This is a genomic window from Serratia sp. CMO1 (assembly GCF_015689115.1).
Classification (GTDB): Bacteria; Pseudomonadota; Gammaproteobacteria; order Enterobacterales; family Enterobacteriaceae; genus Serratia; species Serratia marcescens.
This window is the reverse complement of sequence record NZ_CP065032.1, coordinates 2,547,690-2,566,242: the sequence shown is the minus strand read 5'-3', so window position 1 is coordinate 2,566,242 and position 18,553 is coordinate 2,547,690. Positions and strand designations below refer to the sequence as shown.

General features: G+C 58.8%; 16 protein-coding genes and 1 pseudogene. 3 read left to right on the top strand and 14 right to left on the bottom strand.

The features are described 5' to 3' along the window. From IT763_RS12210 to folM, 4 genes are all read right to left on the bottom strand, one after another. Complete coding sequence (locus IT763_RS12210; protein WP_143779035.1) at window positions 1-1,500, bottom strand: carboxypeptidase M32; 1,500 nt, start codon at window positions 1,498-1,500, stop codon at window positions 1-3. Between the two features lie 34 nt (window positions 1,501-1,534). Continuing rightward, the gene (rstB, locus tag IT763_RS12205) at window positions 1,535-2,839 is read right to left on the bottom strand and encodes a two-component system sensor histidine kinase RstB (protein WP_033640178.1); all 1,305 of its coding nucleotides are present in this window, start codon (window positions 2,837-2,839) and stop codon (window positions 1,535-1,537) included. Further along, window positions 2,836-3,561 (bottom strand): two-component system response regulator RstA, encoded by a 726-nt coding sequence (gene rstA, locus IT763_RS12200; RefSeq protein ID WP_004938307.1) that lies wholly within the window; start codon window positions 3,559-3,561, stop codon window positions 2,836-2,838. Before rstA ends, rstB begins: the two co-directional genes overlap by 4 nt. Before the next feature lie 75 nt (window positions 3,562-3,636). After that, window positions 3,637-4,359 carry a dihydromonapterin reductase gene (gene folM, locus IT763_RS12195; RefSeq protein WP_016927586.1) on the bottom strand — a complete coding sequence of 241 codons (723 nt, stop codon included), beginning with the start codon at window positions 4,357-4,359 and terminating at the stop codon, window positions 3,637-3,639. Window positions 4,360-4,543: 184 nt separating this feature from the next. On the opposite strand from folM, the gene IT763_RS12190 reads away from it, so the two are divergent. Then, on the top strand, window positions 4,544-4,954 hold the full coding sequence (locus IT763_RS12190; protein WP_004938301.1) for a hypothetical protein: 411 nt from the start codon (window positions 4,544-4,546) through the stop codon (window positions 4,952-4,954). A 164-nt stretch (window positions 4,955-5,118) separates the two neighbouring features. On the opposite strand, the gene IT763_RS12185 is transcribed toward IT763_RS12190, so the two are convergent. The 3 genes and pseudogenes from IT763_RS12185 to ydgH form a co-directional block, all read right to left on the bottom strand. Continuing rightward, a complete protein-coding gene (locus tag IT763_RS12185; protein ID WP_206194746.1) occupies window positions 5,119-5,604 on the bottom strand; it encodes a hypothetical protein in 486 nt (161 codons plus the stop codon). A gap of 215 nt (window positions 5,605-5,819) precedes the next feature. Continuing rightward, a pseudogene (locus IT763_RS12180) lies at window positions 5,820-7,211 on the bottom strand (amino acid permease). A gap of 244 nt (window positions 7,212-7,455) precedes the next feature. Then, window positions 7,456-8,406, bottom strand: a complete 951-nt coding sequence (gene ydgH / locus IT763_RS12175) for a DUF1471 family protein YdgH (RefSeq protein ID WP_004938291.1) — start codon at window positions 8,404-8,406, stop codon at window positions 7,456-7,458. Between the two features lie 537 nt (window positions 8,407-8,943). On the opposite strand from ydgH, the gene pntA reads away from it, so the two are divergent. Together pntA and pntB are read left to right on the top strand one after the other, a co-directional pair. Next, complete coding sequence (pntA, locus tag IT763_RS12170) at window positions 8,944-10,473, top strand: Re/Si-specific NAD(P)(+) transhydrogenase subunit alpha (protein ID WP_197834876.1); 1,530 nt, start codon at window positions 8,944-8,946, stop codon at window positions 10,471-10,473. 10 nt (window positions 10,474-10,483) lie between these two features. Beyond that, window positions 10,484-11,878 (top strand): Re/Si-specific NAD(P)(+) transhydrogenase subunit beta, encoded by a 1,395-nt coding sequence (pntB, locus tag IT763_RS12165; RefSeq protein WP_028127446.1) that lies wholly within the window; start codon window positions 10,484-10,486, stop codon window positions 11,876-11,878. 55 nt (window positions 11,879-11,933) lie between these two features. Here the strand turns inward: pntB and uspE are convergent, their stop codons facing one another. The 7 genes from uspE to agaR form a co-directional block, all read right to left on the bottom strand. Continuing rightward, window positions 11,934-12,896: a universal stress protein UspE gene (gene uspE, locus IT763_RS12160; protein WP_004938281.1), complete on the bottom strand. Its 963-nt coding sequence runs from the start codon at window positions 12,894-12,896 to the stop codon at window positions 11,934-11,936. 126 nt (window positions 12,897-13,022) lie between these two features. Further along, window positions 13,023-13,787, bottom strand: a complete 765-nt coding sequence (locus IT763_RS12155; RefSeq protein ID WP_004938278.1) for an FNR family transcription factor — start codon at window positions 13,785-13,787, stop codon at window positions 13,023-13,025. A gap of 280 nt (window positions 13,788-14,067) precedes the next feature. Continuing rightward, a complete protein-coding gene (gene ogt / locus IT763_RS12150) occupies window positions 14,068-14,592 on the bottom strand; it encodes a methylated-DNA--[protein]-cysteine S-methyltransferase (protein WP_206194745.1) in 525 nt (174 codons plus the stop codon). A gap of 219 nt (window positions 14,593-14,811) precedes the next feature. After that, entirely contained in the window at window positions 14,812-15,123 is a 312-nt protein-coding gene (locus IT763_RS12145; RefSeq protein ID WP_164052347.1) for a hypothetical protein, read from the bottom strand. A gap of 305 nt (window positions 15,124-15,428) precedes the next feature. Beyond that, complete coding sequence (locus IT763_RS12140) at window positions 15,429-16,283, bottom strand: tagatose bisphosphate family class II aldolase (RefSeq protein WP_206194744.1); 855 nt, start codon at window positions 16,281-16,283, stop codon at window positions 15,429-15,431. 9 nt (window positions 16,284-16,292) lie between these two features. Continuing rightward, entirely contained in the window at window positions 16,293-17,459 is a 1,167-nt protein-coding gene (locus IT763_RS12135) for an SIS domain-containing protein (protein WP_206194743.1), read from the bottom strand. Window positions 17,460-17,485: 26 nt separating this feature from the next. Continuing rightward, entirely contained in the window at window positions 17,486-18,256 is a 771-nt protein-coding gene (gene agaR / locus IT763_RS12130; protein WP_016927596.1) for a transcriptional repressor AgaR, read from the bottom strand. Between the last annotated feature and the right edge of the window lie 297 nt (window positions 18,257-18,553).

The window sequence follows — 18,553 nt, the reverse complement described above, 5'->3', positions numbered from 1 at the left end:
TTACAGGTAGCGGTTTTCCAAATGCTGGCGGAAGTAGCGTGGGTTGAGCGCTTCGCCGGTCGCATTGACGATCAGCGTCTCGGTCGGGAAGCGGCTGCCGTGGCGCCAGATGTTGTGCTGCAACCAGTGGAACAGCGGCTGCAGGTTGCCGGCGGCGATATCTTCGCTCAGCGAAGGCAGGGCCTGGCGCACGCTGTGGAACAGCTGCGCGGCGTACATCGCGCCGAGGGTGTAAGTCGGGAAGTAGCCGAAGGCACCGTCGGTCCAGTGAATATCCTGCATGCAGCCATTGCGGTAGTTGCCGATGGTGTCGAGGCCGAGGTAAGCACTCATCTTCTCATTCCACAGCGCCGGAATGTCTTCCACTTCGATATCGCCTTCGATCAGCGCTTTTTCAATTTCGTAGCGCAGGATGACGTGAGCAGGATAGCTCACCTCATCGGCGTCGACGCGGATCAGGCCCGGTTTAACGCGCTGGTTGAGGCGAATGAAGTTGGCTTCTTCCAGCGCCGGCTGTTCGCCAAACTGTGCGGTGACTAACGGACGCAATATTTTCAGGAATTCATTGCCGCGCGCCAGCTGCATTTCGAACAGCAGGCTTTGCGATTCGTGGATAGCGGTGGAACGGGCCAGGGCGATCGGCTGGCCGAGCAGATCGCGCGGCAGGTTTTGCTCGTAGCGGGCGTGGCCGGTCTCGTGCACGATGCCGAGCAGCGCGGTCAAAAACTCTTTCTCGTTGTAACGCGTGGTGATGCGTACATCTTCCGGCACGCCGCCGCAGAACGGGTGGGCGCTGACGTCGACGCGGCCGTTGTCGAAGTTGAAACCGAGCAGTTTCATCACGCTCAGGCTCAGCTGACGCTGGGTGTCCACATTGAATGGACCTTGTGGCGCCTGGCAGGGCTCATTAGCCTGTTTGGCCACCACGCGCTGCAACAGATCCGGCAGCCAGGTTTTCAGATCGCCGAAGATGCGGTCGAGATCGCTGCTGCGCATGCCCGGTTCATACAGGTTAAGCAGGGCGTCGTAACGGCTGGTGCCGGCCGCCTGCGCGCGGATCTGCGCCTCTTCCCGACTGAGCTTGACCACCTCGCGCAGATTCTCGGCGAAGCCGTCCCAATCGTTGGCCGGGCGTTGGGCGCGCCAGGCGTGTTCGCAGCGCGCGCCGGCCAGCGACTTGGCTTCGACCAGCGAGGCCGGCAGCAGCACGGCGTCTTCATACTGGCGGCGCATTTCGCGCAGGTTGGCGCGGTCGATCTCGTCCAGCGTCTCTTGCTGCGCGCGATCCAACAGCGCGCCGGTGCTTTCCGCCGTTAAAATCTGGTGCTGCAGCACGCTCAGCTCAGCCAGCGCCTCGGAACGTGCCTTGCTGCCGCCCGGCGGCATCATGGTTTGCATGTCCCAACCGGCGATGGCGGACAGGTGGCCGAAACGCGACAACCGGCTGAACAGGGCGCGCAGGTGATCGTAAGCAGACGTGTTGGAATGTGCAGATGTCATTATTATTCGGCTCCAATGAGAAGGTCTGGCGGCATTACGCCAGATCGGCTTTTAAACTGAATGTCGGCTTTACCGGCCAGCAGAAACGGAAACTGGCGCCGCCGAGCGAACTCCCTTCGACGAACACCTGCCCCTGGTAGGCGACGGCGATGGAGTGGACGATGGCCAGGCCCAACCCGCAGCCGCCGGTAGCGCGATCGCGGCTGGGGTCGAGACGGACGAAAGGTTCAAACACCCGCTCGCGCTCTTCCGGCGGGATACCTGGCCCGTCATCCTCGACCTGCAAGCAGGCGAGGTCGCCGTCAAACCACAGGCCGACGCGCAGACGCTGTTCGGAATAGCGCAGCGCGTTGTTGACCAGGTTGTCGAGCACGCGCTCCATCAGGCGCAGATCGACGCCGCCGAAGTCGCCGACGTGCGGGATATCGAGCTGGATGTCGCGTTCCTGATGAATAAGACGGATATCATCGACCTTATCCTCGAGCCATTTTGGCAGATCGATGGGTTCAATGTTTAACGCAACCTGCGGGCGATCCAAACGGGCATAGGTCAGCAGCTCGTCGATCAGCGACTCCAGCTGGCCGATATCGCGGTTCAACGCCTGCTGCTCGCTTTCGGACAGGTTATCGCTCATTTCGAGCCGGTAACGCAGGCGCACCAGCGGCGTGCGCAGCTCGTGCGCGATGCCGTCGATCAGCTGTTTCTTGCTGGCGATCAGGGTGTTGACGCTGTCGGCCATCTGGTTGAACGCCACGCCGAGCCGGCTCAGGCTGGAAGTGGGATCGAAGTGGGTGCGTTCATCCAGATGCCCGGCGCCGAGCCGCTGGGCGGCGTTTTCCAGCTTCAGCAGATCTTGCCAGTGCGGCCGCATCCACAGAAACACCGGCAGTGCCAGCGACATGCCGATAAACACCAGCAACACCAGATCCAGCAGGCGCATCTGGTGCAGATAGAACAGATAAGGAATGGGGCCGACCACCAACACGTAGTGGCTGCGCGGAATACGCTGCATAAAGGTGTACTGATCGTCGAGGGCGATGATTTCCCCCAGCCGCAGCCGTTTTTTCAGATCCTCGCTCAGCTCCTGTTTGCCGAGCGGTTCGATATGCAGCTTGAACGACAGGTTGAGATCCAGCGTGGCGATGGTCTTGTTCCAGTCCTTCAGCGGGATTTCGCGCAGCTCGCTGCGCATCAGGTACAGCGAACTTTTCATCAGATCGTCCATCGACTGGCGGCCGGCGCGCTCGGCGGTCACCTTGTACACCAGGCCAACCAGCATCGCCATCACCAGAAAACAGACGAACAGCAACAGGAAGAACTGGACGAAAAGTTTTCTCATTGTTGCACCGATGCCCAGGCATTAGGGGCGAACAGATAACCTTTATTGCGCACGGTCTTGATGCGGAACGGCTCCAGCGCGTTGTCGTACAGCTTGCGGCGCAGGCGGGAGATCGCCACGTCGATACTGCGGTCCATACCGTCGTAGCTCACGCCGCGCAGGTTTTGCAGCAACGCCTCGCGATCCATGATCTGCCCGGCGTGGGTCGCCAGTTCCCACAACAAATCGAAATCCGAGGTGGACAGGGTGATCGTTTCTTCGCCCAGCGTGACCTGCCGGTTGACCGGATCGATGCACAATAGCCCAAAATGCAGCGCGTTATGCTGGGTGAGCGGCTGAACCGACTCTTCTTTCGGCTGCTGGCTGTGTTGGCGCAGGTGCAAACGCAGGCGGGCCAGCAACACCGCCGGCGGCGTGGTTTTCAGGATATAGTCGTTGGCGCCCATCTCCAGCGACAGAATATGGTTCATGTCGCTGTCGAGCGAGGTGAGCAGCACGATCGGGCCGGGGAAGGTAGGGCGCAGATCGCGGCACAGCGTCATGCCGTCTTTGCCGGGCAGCATGATGTCCAGCAGCACTAAATCGGGTTGCTCGCGCTCGATGCGCGCTTGCGCGCTGTCGCCGCGCGGTTCGATCAGCACCTCGATGTCGTGTTTGCCCAGATAGGCGGCGATCAGTTTGCCGACTTCAGGATCGTCTTCCACAAAAACAATTTTATGCATATGCCCGTGTTTTAATAAGAAAAGCGGATTTCAGCATAGCGCGGCCCACAGCGAAGCGCCATGCGGATCTTTGCCTCAGCGCAGCGGCCGCCCGCCGTCGACGCCGTGGGTGCGGCCGGTCACGTAACGGCTCTCCAGCAGGTAGTTCACCAGATTGACCACTTCGCTCTCGCCCGGCGCGACCTTCATCAGCGATTTCGCCAGCGCTTGTTGGCGGTAGGCTTCATCGTCGCCCGGATTGAAGATGATCAGCGCCGGCGCGATGGCGTTGACCTTCACCTCCGGCGCCAGCTTGCGGGCGAACGAGCGGGTCATATTGTCCAGCGCGGCCTTGCTGGCGGCGTAGGCGATATGTTTGTCGCTGCCTTTTTCCACCACGTAGTCGGTCAGATGGATAATGTCCGCGCCTGCCTGGCCCTGGCCGGTCAGGCAAGATTCGAGCAGTTGGTTGAGCAAATAGGGCGTATAGACGTGAATTTGCAGCATCGCCGCCATCACTTGCTCCGGCGGCACTTCCGCCGACTCGGCCTGCCAGGCGCTGGCGTTGTGGATCACTGCGCGCAATTTGGGCGCCACCTGCCGCACCTGGTCGGCGAAACGGTAGATGCCTTCGTGCGTGGAAAAATCGCCCTGAATGCAACTGGCGCCCAAGGCTTTCAACTCGGTCATCGCCGGATATTCGCTGCGATAGGCAATGATGACGGGAACGCCGCGCTGGAGAAACGCTCTGGCGAGCGCCAGCCCGATGCGCCGCGCGCCGCCGGTAATCAGCACCGGGGCAGAGTTGGGGTGTTCCATTGATTAAAGCTCCTGGACAGACTGGCAAACAATAGGGGAATTATGCCATCATACGGCGGAAAGTCGTTAAAGCTTCGCATGATTATCCATTTCTGGATGTAAGATCCCCAATGCGTTTCAGGTTGCCGCCCGGCGGCGGCTTGAAAGACCACGGGTTAACACTGGCCATGAGAGGAATGAGGGGATGAACAGCAATCACCTTGCATCCATCGCGCGCAGTGAGAAAATCTGTTTTGACTATATGGATTTTCTGTCCGCATCGTGCAGGAAGCACTGGCGCTTTGTTGATGCTATTTATGGTGTGATGCCGATCTTCGGCATGGTGTTGAAATCGCGCGTGACCACGTCACAAACGCGCAAAGAGCAGTTGAAAGAGCTGGCGCTGCAAGTGGTGTCGACGCAGGTCAGCGATGAAACCAATATCGTGCGCCTGATTGACCTGGCGCAGCAGCAGGGCCTGACGGTGTTTGATATTCAGTTGCCCTATGCGCTGGAAGCGCAACAGCTGGCGGCCATTCAAAAAGAGTGCGAGGAAGGCATTGCGATCGCCCTGGTGGGTGAGCGCATGACCATCACCATTCCCCCTAAAAGCTGACCGGGTGTATCGACCCGGCCGCCCGTTCATGGTTAGGCAATTGACTTACCGCGATGGCCTAACCATGAATGTGAAATTTCGCGCCGCGTCACGGTCAGCGTCTAACCTTCATCCCATCATTCAATTCATTCATTACAGATGACCCTCAGATTGGTGTGTCACTTTTAATGCAAGGTAGCGGAAGCGTTGGCCGCCGGCGCGCAGACGCTGGTTTCCGGCAGCCGGTGTTCGCGCAGCAAGTGCAGGGTTTCAATCCTGAAACGCAGCAGGTGCCGTTCGGCGATCTGCTGCATCTGTTCGCACAGCGACGTATCGTCCAACAGTTGCTCGATAGCGACTCGGGCCTGATGAACATGCAGCTCGACGCCGCGAAGAGGCTTCTGCCGCAGGCGCAGATGGGTAATGTTGTTGAATGTGACGATCAGCGCGGCCAGGGCAGACTCGAAAATATTCAGTGCGTTAACTCTGGCGGCATATTCCACATTCAGCCAGGGTTTCTCGGCGATGATCGCCTGAGCGACGCCCAGCGCCTGCTGATAGTGCATCATCGCCAGGCGATCGCGCCGCTGATTGAATGCCGTGTTGCCCTTGGCGATCAGTGCTTCCCAAGCGGCAAACAAGGGGAATGCGTGCAGCAGTTTTTCAGCCATGAAATGCCTTCCATTTTCAGCCTGTCCAAACCCGCCTCCTGACGCCTCTCAGCGGGGGCACTTGTGTCTTACCGTTAATGCTTGGATGATAATGATAATCAATTGCATTTAAGATCGCAAGCGGAGCCTCGGACGAATCAATAACGGGGAGCGGGGTAAGAGGAAGGGCGAGGAAACGAAATGCGGCTGACGGGCAGCCGCATGGGCAGGCGATTTTAGTGCAACATAAACCAGCCGGCAGGCAGCGTGGCCACCAGCAGCAAGAAGATGCTGCTTTTTTCCAGGCGATTGAGCAGATTGATATCTCGATGGCCGCGGCGGGCATACATGAACACCAACAGCCCAGGCGCATACAGCAGCACCGACATCAGCAAGTGCATCAGCCCGGAAGCATACAGCAGCCACAGGCCATAGACTCAGGCGCCGGAGGCGGCGAAGATCAGGCGCTTGTCGCGACGGCGGTAAGCCACCTTGAACAGAAACGCGCCGACCAGGAAGTAAGGCACCAGGATCATCTCTGACGCGATGGTCAACAGCGAGTTGTAGTTGCTGCCGGTCAGCCAAATCAGCACCAGCGCCAGCTGCACCGCGATGTTGGTCAGCCACAGCGAAGAGGACGGGGCGTGATGGCGGTTCTGCTTGCCGAACACGCGCGGAAACGCGCCGTGCTGCGCGGCCAGCAGCGGCACTTCCGCCGCCATGATGGTCCAGCTCAGGTAGGCCCCGCACACGGAAACGATCAGGCCGGCGGCGATGAGCACGTCTCCCCACGGGCCGAGCAGTTCTACCATCAGCACCGCCATCGACGGATTGCGCATCTCCGCCAGTTCGCTGCGCGGCACCACGCCCAGCGACAGCAGCGTGACCATCAGATACACCGCCAGCGCCGACAGCACCGCCAGCATAGTGGCGCGGCCCACGTCTTTCTTATTGCGGGCGCGGGCGGAAACCACCACCGCGCCCTCCACGCCGATAAACACCCACAGGGTGATCAGCATGGTGTCCTTGACCTGTTCCCATACCGGTTTGCCGAGGGCGATGCCGTTGAAATCCAGTGTGAACACGTCCATTTTAAAGGCGATCGCCGCCAGAACGGCGAACATCCCGAGCGGCAACAGCTTGGCGAGGGTGGCCGCCAGATTGATGCTGGCGGCGGTTTGCACGCCGCGCAGCACCAGCGCGTGCACGATCCACAGCAGGGCAGATTCGGCGATCAGCGCCTGCCAGGTATTGCCGTCACCGAGGATAACGTTGCCACCGCGATCGGTAAAAATGCTCAGCGCCGCGAACACGATCACCAGATACGAGACGTTGGCGATCACGGCGCACAGCCAGTAACCCCAGGCGGAGCAGAAGCCCACCAGTTCGCCGAATCCTTCTTTGGCGTAGGTGAAGATGCCACCGTCCAGATCCGGACGCAAACGCGTAAGCAACAGCATGGCGAATGCTAAGAACAGAATGCCGACGCCGGTGATCCCCCAACCCAGCAGCAGCGCGGCGGGGCTGGCGACCTGCGCCATGTTTTGCGGCAGACTGAACACGCCGGCGCCCAGCATCGAGCTGAGCACCAAAGCGGTTAGCGCGGTAAGACCGAGTTTTTTTTCCAATGACGGATCCTGAACGCAGAATAAACAACTGGAAGGGAACTGCTTGGCTGCAACAATGTATTAACAACCACTGCGCGAATAGACAATAGCCCTAAAAATTGGCGCAAATTCTACGGAGGGATGATTAGAGATGCAATGATTGAATATGCGGAATTTACAAAAAACTATTCAACGCGCGATGGAAAAAGCGGCAATAAAAACGGGCAGCTCAAGGGCTGCCCTATGGTAAACCTAAAAACGGGTTTTATTTGAACAGATCGGCGCTGACGGTCAGGTTGCCGCCGCTCTTGTTCTGCCACTGGCGGGTGACGTGGTAGTACTTGGCGCCTTTCTCAGCCGCGCGTTTCGCCACTTCGGTGGAGACATCGGTCATGCTGTTGAAGTGGCCGGTGAAGGTGACGGAATCGAACGGCACCATCTGCGCGGCGGTCACGTTGTTCACTTCCTGGATCTTGGTGCCGTTAGGCAGCGTGACGGTATAGCGTTGGCCGGTAGAGGACTGGGTTTCGAAGAAACGGCCCACTTCGCGGCTTGGCGAACCGGAAGATGCGACGCCAGGGATTTCGACTTTCGCGGCTGCGGCGCCGCCAGCGGCCAGCGCGGCGCGGCCGGCGTCAGAATCGGCCGGAATGGCGTCCGGGCTCTGCACGCGGCGTTTCGGCGCATCGGCCTTATAGATATAGGCGGTGACGAACTGGTTGCCGCCGGAGTTGGCGTCAACCTGGCGCACGATGAAGAAGGATGCAGCGCCTTTTTTCTTCGCTTCTTTGGAGATGGCGTCGTTGATGTCCGGCTGGCTGCGGTAGAAGCCGCTGACGCTCACGGTATCGTAAGGCTCCAGCAGGTAGGCTTCCTCTTTAGGCAGTTCATTCACGCCGTTAAATACGCGGTATTTTGGTGTTTTGCTCACTTCTGGCGCATCTTTATGATAAAGGTCTGCGGTGACGCGCCAGTTGCCGCCGTTGTTGCTGTTGTTGCTGTCCTGGATATAGAAGGAATCGGCACCCAGTTTGTCTGCACGGCGGGATACGGCGTCGACGGCTTCATTGATGGCATTGAAGCGGCCGGTAATCGTGATGCGATCAAACGGCTTCAGCGCCGCTGCTTTCTCAGGAGTTAACTCTTGCGCCGCATGAGCAGACAGCGCGGTGAGTGATAACAAGGCTGACGCGATGATCGTGGTCTTCAGCTTCATAAAAAATCCTTTCGCCTAGCGCATTAACGTTTATAACGTACTGAACTGTTTAAGTGTAATTCAGCCGTCGATTATTACATGTAATTCTGAAAACTGTCTCAGCATTTTATGTTATCCCGTGCGACAAATCGGTGACGGTGACGCGGGTCGCACGGATGGCGCCACCGTCATAAGTTTCCATAATAACGGCTTGGGTGTCATTAATGTTAATTATTCACAAAATGATAACTTTTATGCTTTTCCGCCGCGCATGGCCATAATTCGTTACGCCGGGCGTAAACCTCTTGCCACGCAGAATACGCTGTTCTGTATGGATTTTTTCACAGTAAATTGCGATTTGTCATATCACGCGCGGCGTTTTTATGTAAAAACAGAGCTGAATGCGTAAGCAATTATGGATCATCGACCTTATTTTCAGTAGGTTATAGTTGGCGTCTGAAATCAGTGCGGGCAAGTTGACGCTTCGCCCGCCGGCGGCGCCGTGCTATGGGCAGGAAAATAATAAACATCATCCAAGACAGGTGAGAAGGGAACATTATGCGTATTGGTGTACCAAGAGAGCGGTTGGCCAATGAAGCCCGGGTCGCAGCCACGCCGAAAACGGTGGAACAACTGCTGAAGCTGGGTTTTACCGTCGCGATTGAACGCGGGGCGGGCAAACTGGCCAGTTTTGAGGACGTCGCCTACGAAGCCGCCGGCGCGGCGCTGGTCGACGAAAACGAAGTGTGGCAGTCGGATCTGATCCTGAAAGTCAACGCGCCGCAAGACGACGAGATCGCCTTGATGCGCGAAGGCAGCACGCTGGTCAGCTTTATCTGGCCGGCGCAAAACCCTGAATTGATGGCCAAGCTGGCGGCGCGCAACGTCACCGCGCTGGCGATGGACTCGGTGCCGCGCATCTCGCGCGCCCAGTCGATGGACGCGCTGAGCTCGATGGCCAACATCGCCGGCTACCGCGCGATCGTCGAAGCGGCGCATGAGTTCGGCCGCTTCTTCACCGGCCAGATCACCGCCGCCGGCAAAGTGCCGCCGGCCAAAGTGATGATCATCGGCGCCGGCGTGGCCGGCCTGGCGGCGATCGGCGCTGCGGGCAGCCTCGGCGCCATCGTGCGCGCCTTCGACACCCGCCCGGAGGTGAAAGAGCAGGTGCAGAGCATGGGCGCGGAATTCCTCGAGCTGGATTTTGAAGAGGAAGCGGGCAGCGGCGACGGTTACGCCAAAGTGATGTCCGAAGCCTTTATCAAGGCCGAGATGGCGCTGTTCGCCGCACAGGCGGCGGAGGTCGATATCATCGTCACCACCGCGCTGATCCCGGGCAAACCGGCACCGAAGCTCATCACCAAAGAGATGGTGGCGTCGATGAAGCCGGGCAGCGTGATCGTCGATCTGGCGGCGCAAACCGGCGGCAACTGCGAACTGACCGTGGCCGACACCATTACCGTGACCGACAACGGCGTGAAAATCATCGGCTATACCGATCTGCCGAGCCGCTTGCCGACCCAATCTTCGCAGCTGTACGGCACCAACCTGGTCAACCTGTTGAAGCTGCTGTCGAAAGAGAAAAACGGCGAGATTGACATCGATTTCGACGATACGGTGATCCGCGGCGTTACCGTGGTGCGCAGCGGTGAAATCACCTGGCCGGCGCCGCCGATCCAGGTCTCCGCCCAGCCGAAAGCGGCGCCCGCCGCCGCACCGGCCGCCAAACCCGAAGCCAAACCGACCTCGCCGTGGCTGAAGTATGGCCTGATGGCTCTGGCGATCCTGCTGTTCGGCTGGCTGGCGGACGCGGCGCCGAAAGAGTTCCTGTCGCACTTTACCGTGTTCGCGCTGGCCTGCGTGGTCGGTTACTACGTGGTCTGGAACGTCAGCCATGCGCTGCATACCCCGTTGATGTCGGTCACCAACGCGATCTCAGGGATTATCGTGGTCGGTGCGCTGCTGCAGATCGGTCATGGCGGCTGGGTGAGTTTCCTCTCCTTTATCGCCGTGCTGATCGTCAGCATCAACATTTTTGGTGGATTCACCGTCACTCAGCGCATGCTGAAGATGTTCCGCAAGAACTAAGGGGTAACAAATGTCTGGAGGATTGGTTACAGCTGCATACATTGTTGCCGCTATTTTGTTTATTTTCAGCCTGGCGGGCCTGTCGCGTCATGAAACGTCGAAGCAGGGCAACCTGTTCGGCGTCGCCGGCATGGCGATCGCGCTGATCGCCACCATCTTGGGGCCGGATTCCGGCAACGTCGGCTGGATCATCATCGCCATGATCATCGGCGGCTCGATCGGCGTCTATTTGGCCAAGAAGGTCGAGATGACCGAAATGCCGGAGCTGGTGGCGGTGCTGCACAGTTTCGTTGGCCTGGCGGCGGTGCTGGTCGGCTTCAACAGCTACCTGGATCATGGCGGGCCGATGGAGCCGGTGATGGCGAATATCCATCTGACCGAAGTGTTCCTCGGCGTCTTTATCGGTGCGGTGACCTTCACCGGGTCGATCGTCGCCTTCGGCAAGCTGCGCGGCATCATTTCTTCCAAACCGCTGATGCTGCCGAATCGCCACAAGCTGAACCTGGCGGCGCTGGTGATCTCGTTCTTGTTGCTGGTGGCGTTCGTGCGCACCGACAGCGTGGGCTGGCAGGTGGTAACGCTGTTGCTGATGACGGCGATCGCGCTGGCGTTCGGCTGGCATCTGGTCGCCTCGATCGGCGGCGCCGACATGCCGGTGGTGGTGTCGATGCTCAACTCTTACTCGGGGTGGGCGGCCGCCGCGGCGGGCTTCATGCTGAGCAACGATCTGCTGATCGTCACCGGCGCGCTGGTGGGCTCTTCGGGTGCGATCCTGTCTTACATCATGTGCAAGGCGATGAACCGCTCGTTTATCAGCGTGATCGCCGGCGGTTTCGGCAGCGACGGTTCTTCCACCGGTGACGCCGAAGAGATGGGCGAATACCGTGAAACCACGGCGGAAGAGGTGGCCGAGCAGTTGAAGAACTCCACCTCGGTGATCATCACCCCGGGCTACGGCATGGCGGTGGCGCAGGCGCAGTATCCGGTGGCGGAAATCACCGAAAAACTGCGGGCGCGCGGCGTGAAGGTGCGTTTCGGCATTCACCCGGTCGCGGGGCGCTTGCCGGGGCACATGAACGTGCTGCTGGCAGAGGCGAAGGTGCCGTACGACGTGGTGCTGGAGATGGATGAAATCAACGACGATTTCCCGGATACCGACACCGTGCTGGTGATTGGCGCCAACGACACGGTGAACCCGGCGGCGCTGGAAGATCCGCGCAGCCCGATCGCCGGCATGCCGGTATTGGAAGTGTGGAAAGCGCAGAACGTAATCGCGTTCAAACGCTCGATGAACACCGGCTACGCCGGCGTGCAGAACCCGCTGTTCTTCAAGGAGAATACCCAGATGCTGTTCGGCGACGCCAAAGACAGCGTGGAGGCGATTCTGCGGGCGCTGCAGAAGTAAAATTGGGCAACCAAAAAAACGGGCCGCTTAGCGGCCCGTTTTTTATGCGCGAAGGTTAATCTTCGTCGTCATGCTCGTCATCTTCATCCGCCTCGATCGGGCAGTTGAAGTTTTCCGGTTTAATCACCAGCAGGTCGCATTTCAGATGATCGATCACATGTTCCGCGGTGTTGCCGATAAAGGCGGCTGAAATGCCGGTGCGGCCCAGGGTGCCCAGCACCACCACGCCGGCCTGCAGATGTTCGGCCAGATCGGGGATGACCTCTTCCGGCAGGCCTTTTTCCACGTGGGTGAACTCTTCCTTAATGCAGAATTTCTGCCGCAGCGCCTTCATGGCGATCAGATGCTGGCCGCGAATGGCGTCGTTGTAGACGCTCGGGTCGAAGTCGGGCAATTCGATGGCGATGTTGATCGGGGTAACGGGATAGGCGCCGACCAGGTGAACCTCGGTCTGGTTGACGTTTTGCGCCAGTTCGACGGTTTCTTGCACCAGTTTGATATTGAGCGGGTCGTGATAGGGTTCCTCGCTGGCCAGGTTGACCGCCACCAGCGCCTTGCCGCCTTCCGGCCAGGGCTGGTCTTTCACCATCCACACCGGGCAAGGGCATTTGCGCAGCAGGTGCCAGTCGGTGGGGGTAAAGATCACCGACTCTAACCGATCGTGTTGGTGCGCCATTTTCAGCAGCAGGTCATGTTGGCCGGAAAGCACTTCCTGAATGATGGCTTCGAAGGGGCGGTTATGCCAAACCACTTTGATTTCGATCGGCACGCCGTCGTTGAGATAGAAGCGGCACTGCTCGTTGATCCAGGCGGCGCGTTGGCTGATCACACCTTGCCGCATCGCCGTTCTTTCATCCGGGGAGAGCAGGGTCGTCATTTCGTAAGAGAAGTCATAGATGGGCAGGAAGGCCTTGATGCGCCCGCCGTTCCGTTTTACCAGGTACACGGCGCGGCGCAATGCCGGCTGATCGTCCTGATTGGGGTCAATAGCCACCAGAAGATTCTGATACTTCGCCATAGGGCCTCCTTACAGCTGAAATCAACAGTCTGTTAATTTACAGAGTAACCCAACATTGAAAAACAGAACAACAACGGAAGCGTGCCGGATCAACAATTTCGGTGAAATGGTGATCCGGCGGGGGAATCAGGCGTTGACGGTCACGTTGATGCGCGGCGTACCGGCCAGCACCGACAGCGCGTCGGCGTTTTCAATGGTGATGTATTTGCCTTTCACGCTGAGGATTTCGCTTTTCTGGAAGCGCCCCAGCAGGCGGCTGATGGTTTCCACCGTCAGCCCAAGGTAGTTGCCGATGTCGCCGCGGGTCATGGTCAACCGGAACTCACGCGGTGAGAAGCCGCGCTCCGCAAAGCGGCGCGACAGGTTGTAAACGAACGCCGCCAGGCGCTCTTCGGCGTTTTTCTTCGACAGCAGCAGGATCATGTCCTGGTCGCCTTTGATCTCGCCGCTCATCAATCGCATGATTTGCTGACGCAGGTTCGGCATTTTGCCGGACAGATCGTCGAGGGTCTCGAATGGGATCTCGCACACCATCGAGGTTTCCAGCGCCTGAGCGAAGCTCGGATGCTTCAGGCCGCCGATGGCGTCGAAGCCTACCAGGTCGCCCGCCAGGTGGAAGCCGGTGATCTGCTCATCACCTTGCTCGGTGATGGTGTAGCTTTTGATGGTCCCGGAACGGATCGCGTACAGCGATTTCAGCTCGTCGCCGGCCTTGAACAAGGTCTGGCCTTTCTGGATGGGCTTCTTCCTCTCGATAATGTTGTCGAGCTGATCCAGCTCGTGAGCATTGAGGGTGAAAGGAATGCACAGCTGGCTGATGCTGCAGTCCTGGCAATGGATCGCACAACCACCAGACTGGATACGACGAATCACGCGTTTTTCCGGGATCATAGATTACGCTCATTCAATAATTGATATGAGTCAATTTTAACATCTTTTGCTGCAGCTGATAAGGGTGGCATTAGCATGAATAGGGGTATTGTGTGCGAATTTTGCGCACACATGCCGCCGATTATTCTGTATCGGACTGAAGTTATGAGTATTATTTGTGACTTATGCGTTTTATTCACACAGGTTATTAATAGTGCCCAGCGGGCACGAGCGCGGCGTTGGGCAATGTGCTTTATTAAGCAGCGCCAAACAATGGCGCTGCTTAAGCCGATCGCAGCGGCTACAGCAAACTTTTCGGCAGGTAGCCTTCATGCTGCAGCAGCCATTGCTTGCGCTGTACGCCGCCGGCATAGCCGGTCAGCGCGCCCTGCGAACCGATCACTCGGTGACAGGGCACCACGATGCTGATCGGATTTGAACCGTTGGCCATGCCGACCGCGCGCGAGGCGGTCGGACGGCCGATACGTTGCGCCAGCTGGCCGTAGGTCAGGATCTCGCCGCAGGGGATTTGGCGCAGCTGTTGCCACACGGTGCGCTGGAACTCGGTGCCGGCGGTCATCACCGGCAACCGATCGATAATGCTCAGTTCCCCGGCGAAATAGCGTTGCATGGCGTCGGTCAGCCCGCTGGGATCGCGCTGCTCGCGCAGAGTGAAGCGATCGGCGCGGTAGTGGGTGTTCAGCAGCTTCATCAGGCGCGCTTCGTGATCGGTCCAGTCGATCGCCCGCAGGCGCCCCTGTTCATCGGCAATCAGCACCAGTTCACCCACCGGCGTAGCGGTACGATCAATCAAAAAATTCTGCATCTGGATCACTCCTCGGTTTAGTGTGGCGATTATCGCATGAAACGGAGGGAGACGATGGCGGATTTCGGACATGCTGATGGGCAACCGCAGGGTTGCCCGAATAGCCGGCTTACGGTAAGGCGGGGAGTTATTGTGCGATAAATTTATAAAATAAATTTATAATTCATCAAGACGAGTCGTACCTTGTTTATTATTTAAGCAGGCAGTGCCGCTTTGCGGTTACTTATAGCTGATAGTCACGCGCTTTAAATGGGGGTCGTTATTCACCATCTCACTGCTGACGGCAGAAACTAATTCTTTTGGCATCTCTGTTAACGAAAAGGATATATACCCGTTCTGATATTCCGTCACTTTACCGAAGCAGCTGGAGATAAGCTTTTCATCCTGATGTTTGACGGTGCAGGCCGGCGTGGTAATGGCGCCGGTGAAGCGCACGACGCCGGAGGCGACCTGACTGCCGGAAAGCGGTTTTGCTTGCAGAGCGAAGGGCAGAATGACCAATGCGCTTAATACGGCTAAGTAATGGTTCATATGCTGTTCCTTTCAGAGTAAAAACACTGCCAATTAAAAAACAAGCGCGCTTGTTTTCATCAAATAAGCCATTTCGCCTGGCGAAATAAAAACGAATGGGCAAAAATCCTACTGCCCGCATTCAATGAATTTGATAATAGGGAGGTAGGATGAGTAAAACCATGATTTGGATCATAGTGAAGACTGGTTAATGATTTGAGGCGCAGGCGGGATAACAGGCTGTGATCGTTCTCTCAGGAAAGTCGGACAAGGGCGGACTGTTTCGTCCCCGTTGCGCGGCGGCAGCAACGGGGGCGAGAGCGGGGTTACAGCATGCCGCTGCTGCCGCAGATGCGGATCTTTTCCGCCACCACTTCTTTCATCGCCAGCTTGCCGGGGACGATGTATTTGCGCGGATCGTTGGCATCCGGGTGCTGTGAAAAGTAGCTTTTTACCGCATCGGCGAAGGCGATTTTCAATTCGGTGGCGACGTTGACCTTGCAAACGCCGAGCGAGATCGCGCGCTTGACCATCGCTTCCGGAATGCCTGAAGCGCCGTGCAGTACCAGGGGGACGTCCACCTGCTCGCGGATCAGCGCCAGGCGCTCGAAGTCCAACTTCGGTTCGCCGTGATACAGGCCGTGGGCGGAACCGATCGCCACCGCCAGCGAATCGATGCCGGTGGCGGCGACAAACTCGCGTGCCGCGGCCGGATCGGTATAAAAGCTGTCCGCCGTATCGACGATCAGATCGTCTTCCTGCCCGCCCAGGCGACCCAGCTCCGCCTCCACGCTGGCGCCGTAGCGGTGGCACAGGGCTACTGCGGCGGCCACCTTGGCGATATTCTGCTCGAACGGCAAATGGGAGCCGTCGATCATCACCGAGCGGATGCCGCTTTTCACCTTATACTCGATGTCGTCCAGCGCTTCGTGATGATCGAGATGCAGCGCCAGCGGCAGATCGTAGCGGTGCGCGGCCGCCTGGCAGATGCCGATCAGGTAGTCGGTGCCGGCATAGCTGAAGGTGCCGGGCGTGCCGGCCATGATCACCGGCGAGCGCAGCTCGGCGGCGGTCTCCGCCACCACCTGCACGGTTTCCAGATTGTGGACGTTAAACGCCGGAACGGCGTAACCCTGGCGCTGCGCCTTGAGCAGCATGTCTCGGTTGGCTATCAGATACATGGGATCTCCTTACAGCTCGAGGGAAGGAAAACGGTAAATCGTCACGCCTTTCACCACCCGGTTAACCTCGCCGGTCGGGCAAGGGTTGTCCGGGGTCAGCCCCAGCGCCAGCGAACTCTCGAAGGCCAGCATTTGGCTGAACAGCAGATACGGGAATAGCAGCCAGATATCGTCAGCGGCATCGTGCATATGCAGCAGGGCATCGGCGAGAGGTTGGCGTTCGCCGGTCAATCCGACCAGCTGCATTGCCAGTCCGTCGCGCTGCAGTTCGTTCCACAGGTCGCGGTCATACTGGCGGGCATAGTCGTTGTGGGAGAACATCAGCACCACCAATGTCTGGCCGTCGACCATAAATTTCGGGCCATGGCGCAGGCCGAGCGGCGAGTCGTAGCGCGTAACGATGCGGCCGGCGGTCAACTCCAGCATCTTGAGCGAGGCCTCTTCGGCGAGGCCGGTAAAACAGCTGCCGCCGAGGGTGATATAGCGGCGGAAACCGCTGGCGGCCAGCGCCTTCACCTGCGGCTGCAGCGTTTCGCGCAGTGCGCGGCAGCGCTGCACCATGGCGTTCAACGGCGCCTGGGCGGCCTCGAGCGAAGCCGGGCCGAGCAGCAGCGCGGCGCTCAGCATCATGCAGCTGAAGCTGGAGGTCATGGCGAAGCTCTGATCGTTGGCGCCTTGCGGCATCACCAGCGAACAGACGTTACCACGCTGATGCGCGTACTGCGCCAGCCGGCTGTCCGGGTTGCACACCAGCATCAGATGATAGCTTTCCGGCAGCAATTGATCGGCCAGCTCCACCGTCGCCACGCTTTCCGGGCTGTTGCCCGAACGGGCGAAGGAAACCAGCAGCGTCGGCCGATCAGGGTCAAGATACTGCAGCGGGTTGGCGACGATATCGGTGGTGCCGTAAGCCACCACGTCGCGGCCGGTGCGTTCGCGCAGCCAGGGGGCCAGGGCGCGGCCGGCAAATGCCGAGCTGCCTGCGCCGCACAAGACGATTTGCAGGCGCGGATTAGCCAGCAACGGCGCCAGGAACGGTTGCCACTGCGCCTGTTGATCCTGCAGTTGGCGGTGCAGCGCCGCCCACAAATCCGGCTGTTGCCAAATTTCTGCGGCGGTATGCCAGGCGTTGCGCTGCTTCAGCCAATTCGCCTCGTAAGAGAAATACGCGTTCATGATGACAGCTCCTTAAAAAGCCTCGGTTAACGGTCGGCGATAATCACGTCGATCCCTAAATGGTGCAGCGCCTGCAGATAGTGTTCCGGAATGCGGCTGTCGGTGACCAGGCGGTGGATCTGGCCGATGTCGCGGATCATGCAAAAGCTGGTGCGGCCGAATTTGCTGGCGTCGGCGAGGGCGATCACTTCGCGCGCCACCTCGCACATGACCCGGTTCAGCTGCGCTTCGCCCGGATCCGGCGTGGTGATGCCGCTCGCGAGATCGAAGCCGTCGACGCCGAGAAAAAGCTTGTCGAACCGATACTGGCGCAGCTGCTGTTCGGCGGCGGGGCCGTACAGCGACCAGGCTTTGCGGCGCACGCTGCCGCCGACCACCATCAGGTCGATCTCCTCGTTGTTGGCCAGTTCGAAGGCGATGTTGAGCGCGTTGGTCATCACCACCAGATCCTTTTTCCCCGCCAGCTGCGGCGCCATTTGGCTGGTGGTGGAGCCGGAGTCGAGGATGACGGCGTCGCCGTCTTCAATCAGCGCCGCGGCCGCGCAGGCGATGGCGTGTTTGACGTCGCGATTGATGCGGCCCTTGTCCTGCAACGGGCGGTCGAAGGCGAACTGTTTGTTCAACATGGCGCCGCCGTAGGCGCGCACCGCGCAGCCGTGTTTTTCCAGCTGGCGCAGATCGCTGCGGATGGTGACGCTGGACACCGAAAACTGCTGGCTGAGCTGCTCCACGCGCACCGTGCCCTCGCGACACAGCTGGTCGATAATTAATTCCCGGCGTTTTGCGGTATTGATCATTAACGCAGACTCCTGATTTACCTGTAGCCGTGCCCGACCGCGGCTTAATAAGCCGCAGCGATACCGACCGGAGCGCTTTCAGTTGTTCGTGGCGAATTACAGCAAACGAAACACTGAAATGCAATCGATTAATTTTAAAATATCTATATCTATCAGTTGGTTATATTTGATTTTGCTTTCGGTTGGGCGGCAACCGAAAGCAGTGTTAACGCAAAGTGAAAACGGCAAATTCGTTATTTTTCAGTCGCCAATTCCCAGCGCTTATTCATTCAGTCCGTCGATGCCGAAAGCCGCAGC

Bases quoted from the DNA above. Each gene is read 5' to 3' on its own strand.
- IT763_RS12145 (WP_164052347.1), bottom strand. From the start codon at position 15,123: ATGAACCATTACTTAGCCGTATTAAGCGCATTGGTCATTCTGCCCTTC.
- IT763_RS12190 (WP_004938301.1), top strand. From the start codon at position 4,544: ATGAACAGCAATCACCTTGCATCCATCGCGCGCAGTGAGAAAATCTGT.
- folM (WP_016927586.1), bottom strand. From the start codon at position 4,359: ATGGAACACCCCAACTCTGCCCCGGTGCTGATTACCGGCGGCGCGCGG.
- IT763_RS12185 (WP_206194746.1), bottom strand. From the start codon at position 5,604: ATGGCTGAAAAACTGCTGCACGCATTCCCCTTGTTTGCCGCTTGGGAA.
- IT763_RS12210 (WP_143779035.1), bottom strand. From the start codon at position 1,500: ATGACATCTGCACATTCCAACACGTCTGCTTACGATCACCTGCGCGCC.
- rstB (WP_033640178.1), bottom strand. From the start codon at position 2,839: ATGAGAAAACTTTTCGTCCAGTTCTTCCTGTTGCTGTTCGTCTGTTTT.
- pntA (WP_197834876.1), top strand. From the start codon at position 8,944: ATGCGTATTGGTGTACCAAGAGAGCGGTTGGCCAATGAAGCCCGGGTC.
- IT763_RS12140 (WP_206194744.1), bottom strand. From the start codon at position 16,283: ATGTATCTGATAGCCAACCGAGACATGCTGCTCAAGGCGCAGCGCCAG.
- IT763_RS12155 (WP_004938278.1), bottom strand. From the start codon at position 13,787: ATGATCCCGGAAAAACGCGTGATTCGTCGTATCCAGTCTGGTGGTTGT.
- pntB (WP_028127446.1), top strand. From the start codon at position 10,484: ATGTCTGGAGGATTGGTTACAGCTGCATACATTGTTGCCGCTATTTTG.
- rstA (WP_004938307.1), bottom strand. From the start codon at position 3,561: ATGCATAAAATTGTTTTTGTGGAAGACGATCCTGAAGTCGGCAAACTG.
- ogt (WP_206194745.1), bottom strand. From the start codon at position 14,592: ATGCAGAATTTTTTGATTGATCGTACCGCTACGCCGGTGGGTGAACTG.
- ydgH (WP_004938291.1), bottom strand. From the start codon at position 8,406: ATGAAGCTGAAGACCACGATCATCGCGTCAGCCTTGTTATCACTCACC.
- uspE (WP_004938281.1), bottom strand. From the start codon at position 12,896: ATGGCGAAGTATCAGAATCTTCTGGTGGCTATTGACCCCAATCAGGAC.
- IT763_RS12135 (WP_206194743.1), bottom strand. From the start codon at position 17,459: ATGAACGCGTATTTCTCTTACGAGGCGAATTGGCTGAAGCAGCGCAAC.
- agaR (WP_016927596.1), bottom strand. From the start codon at position 18,256: ATGATCAATACCGCAAAACGCCGGGAATTAATTATCGACCAGCTGTGT.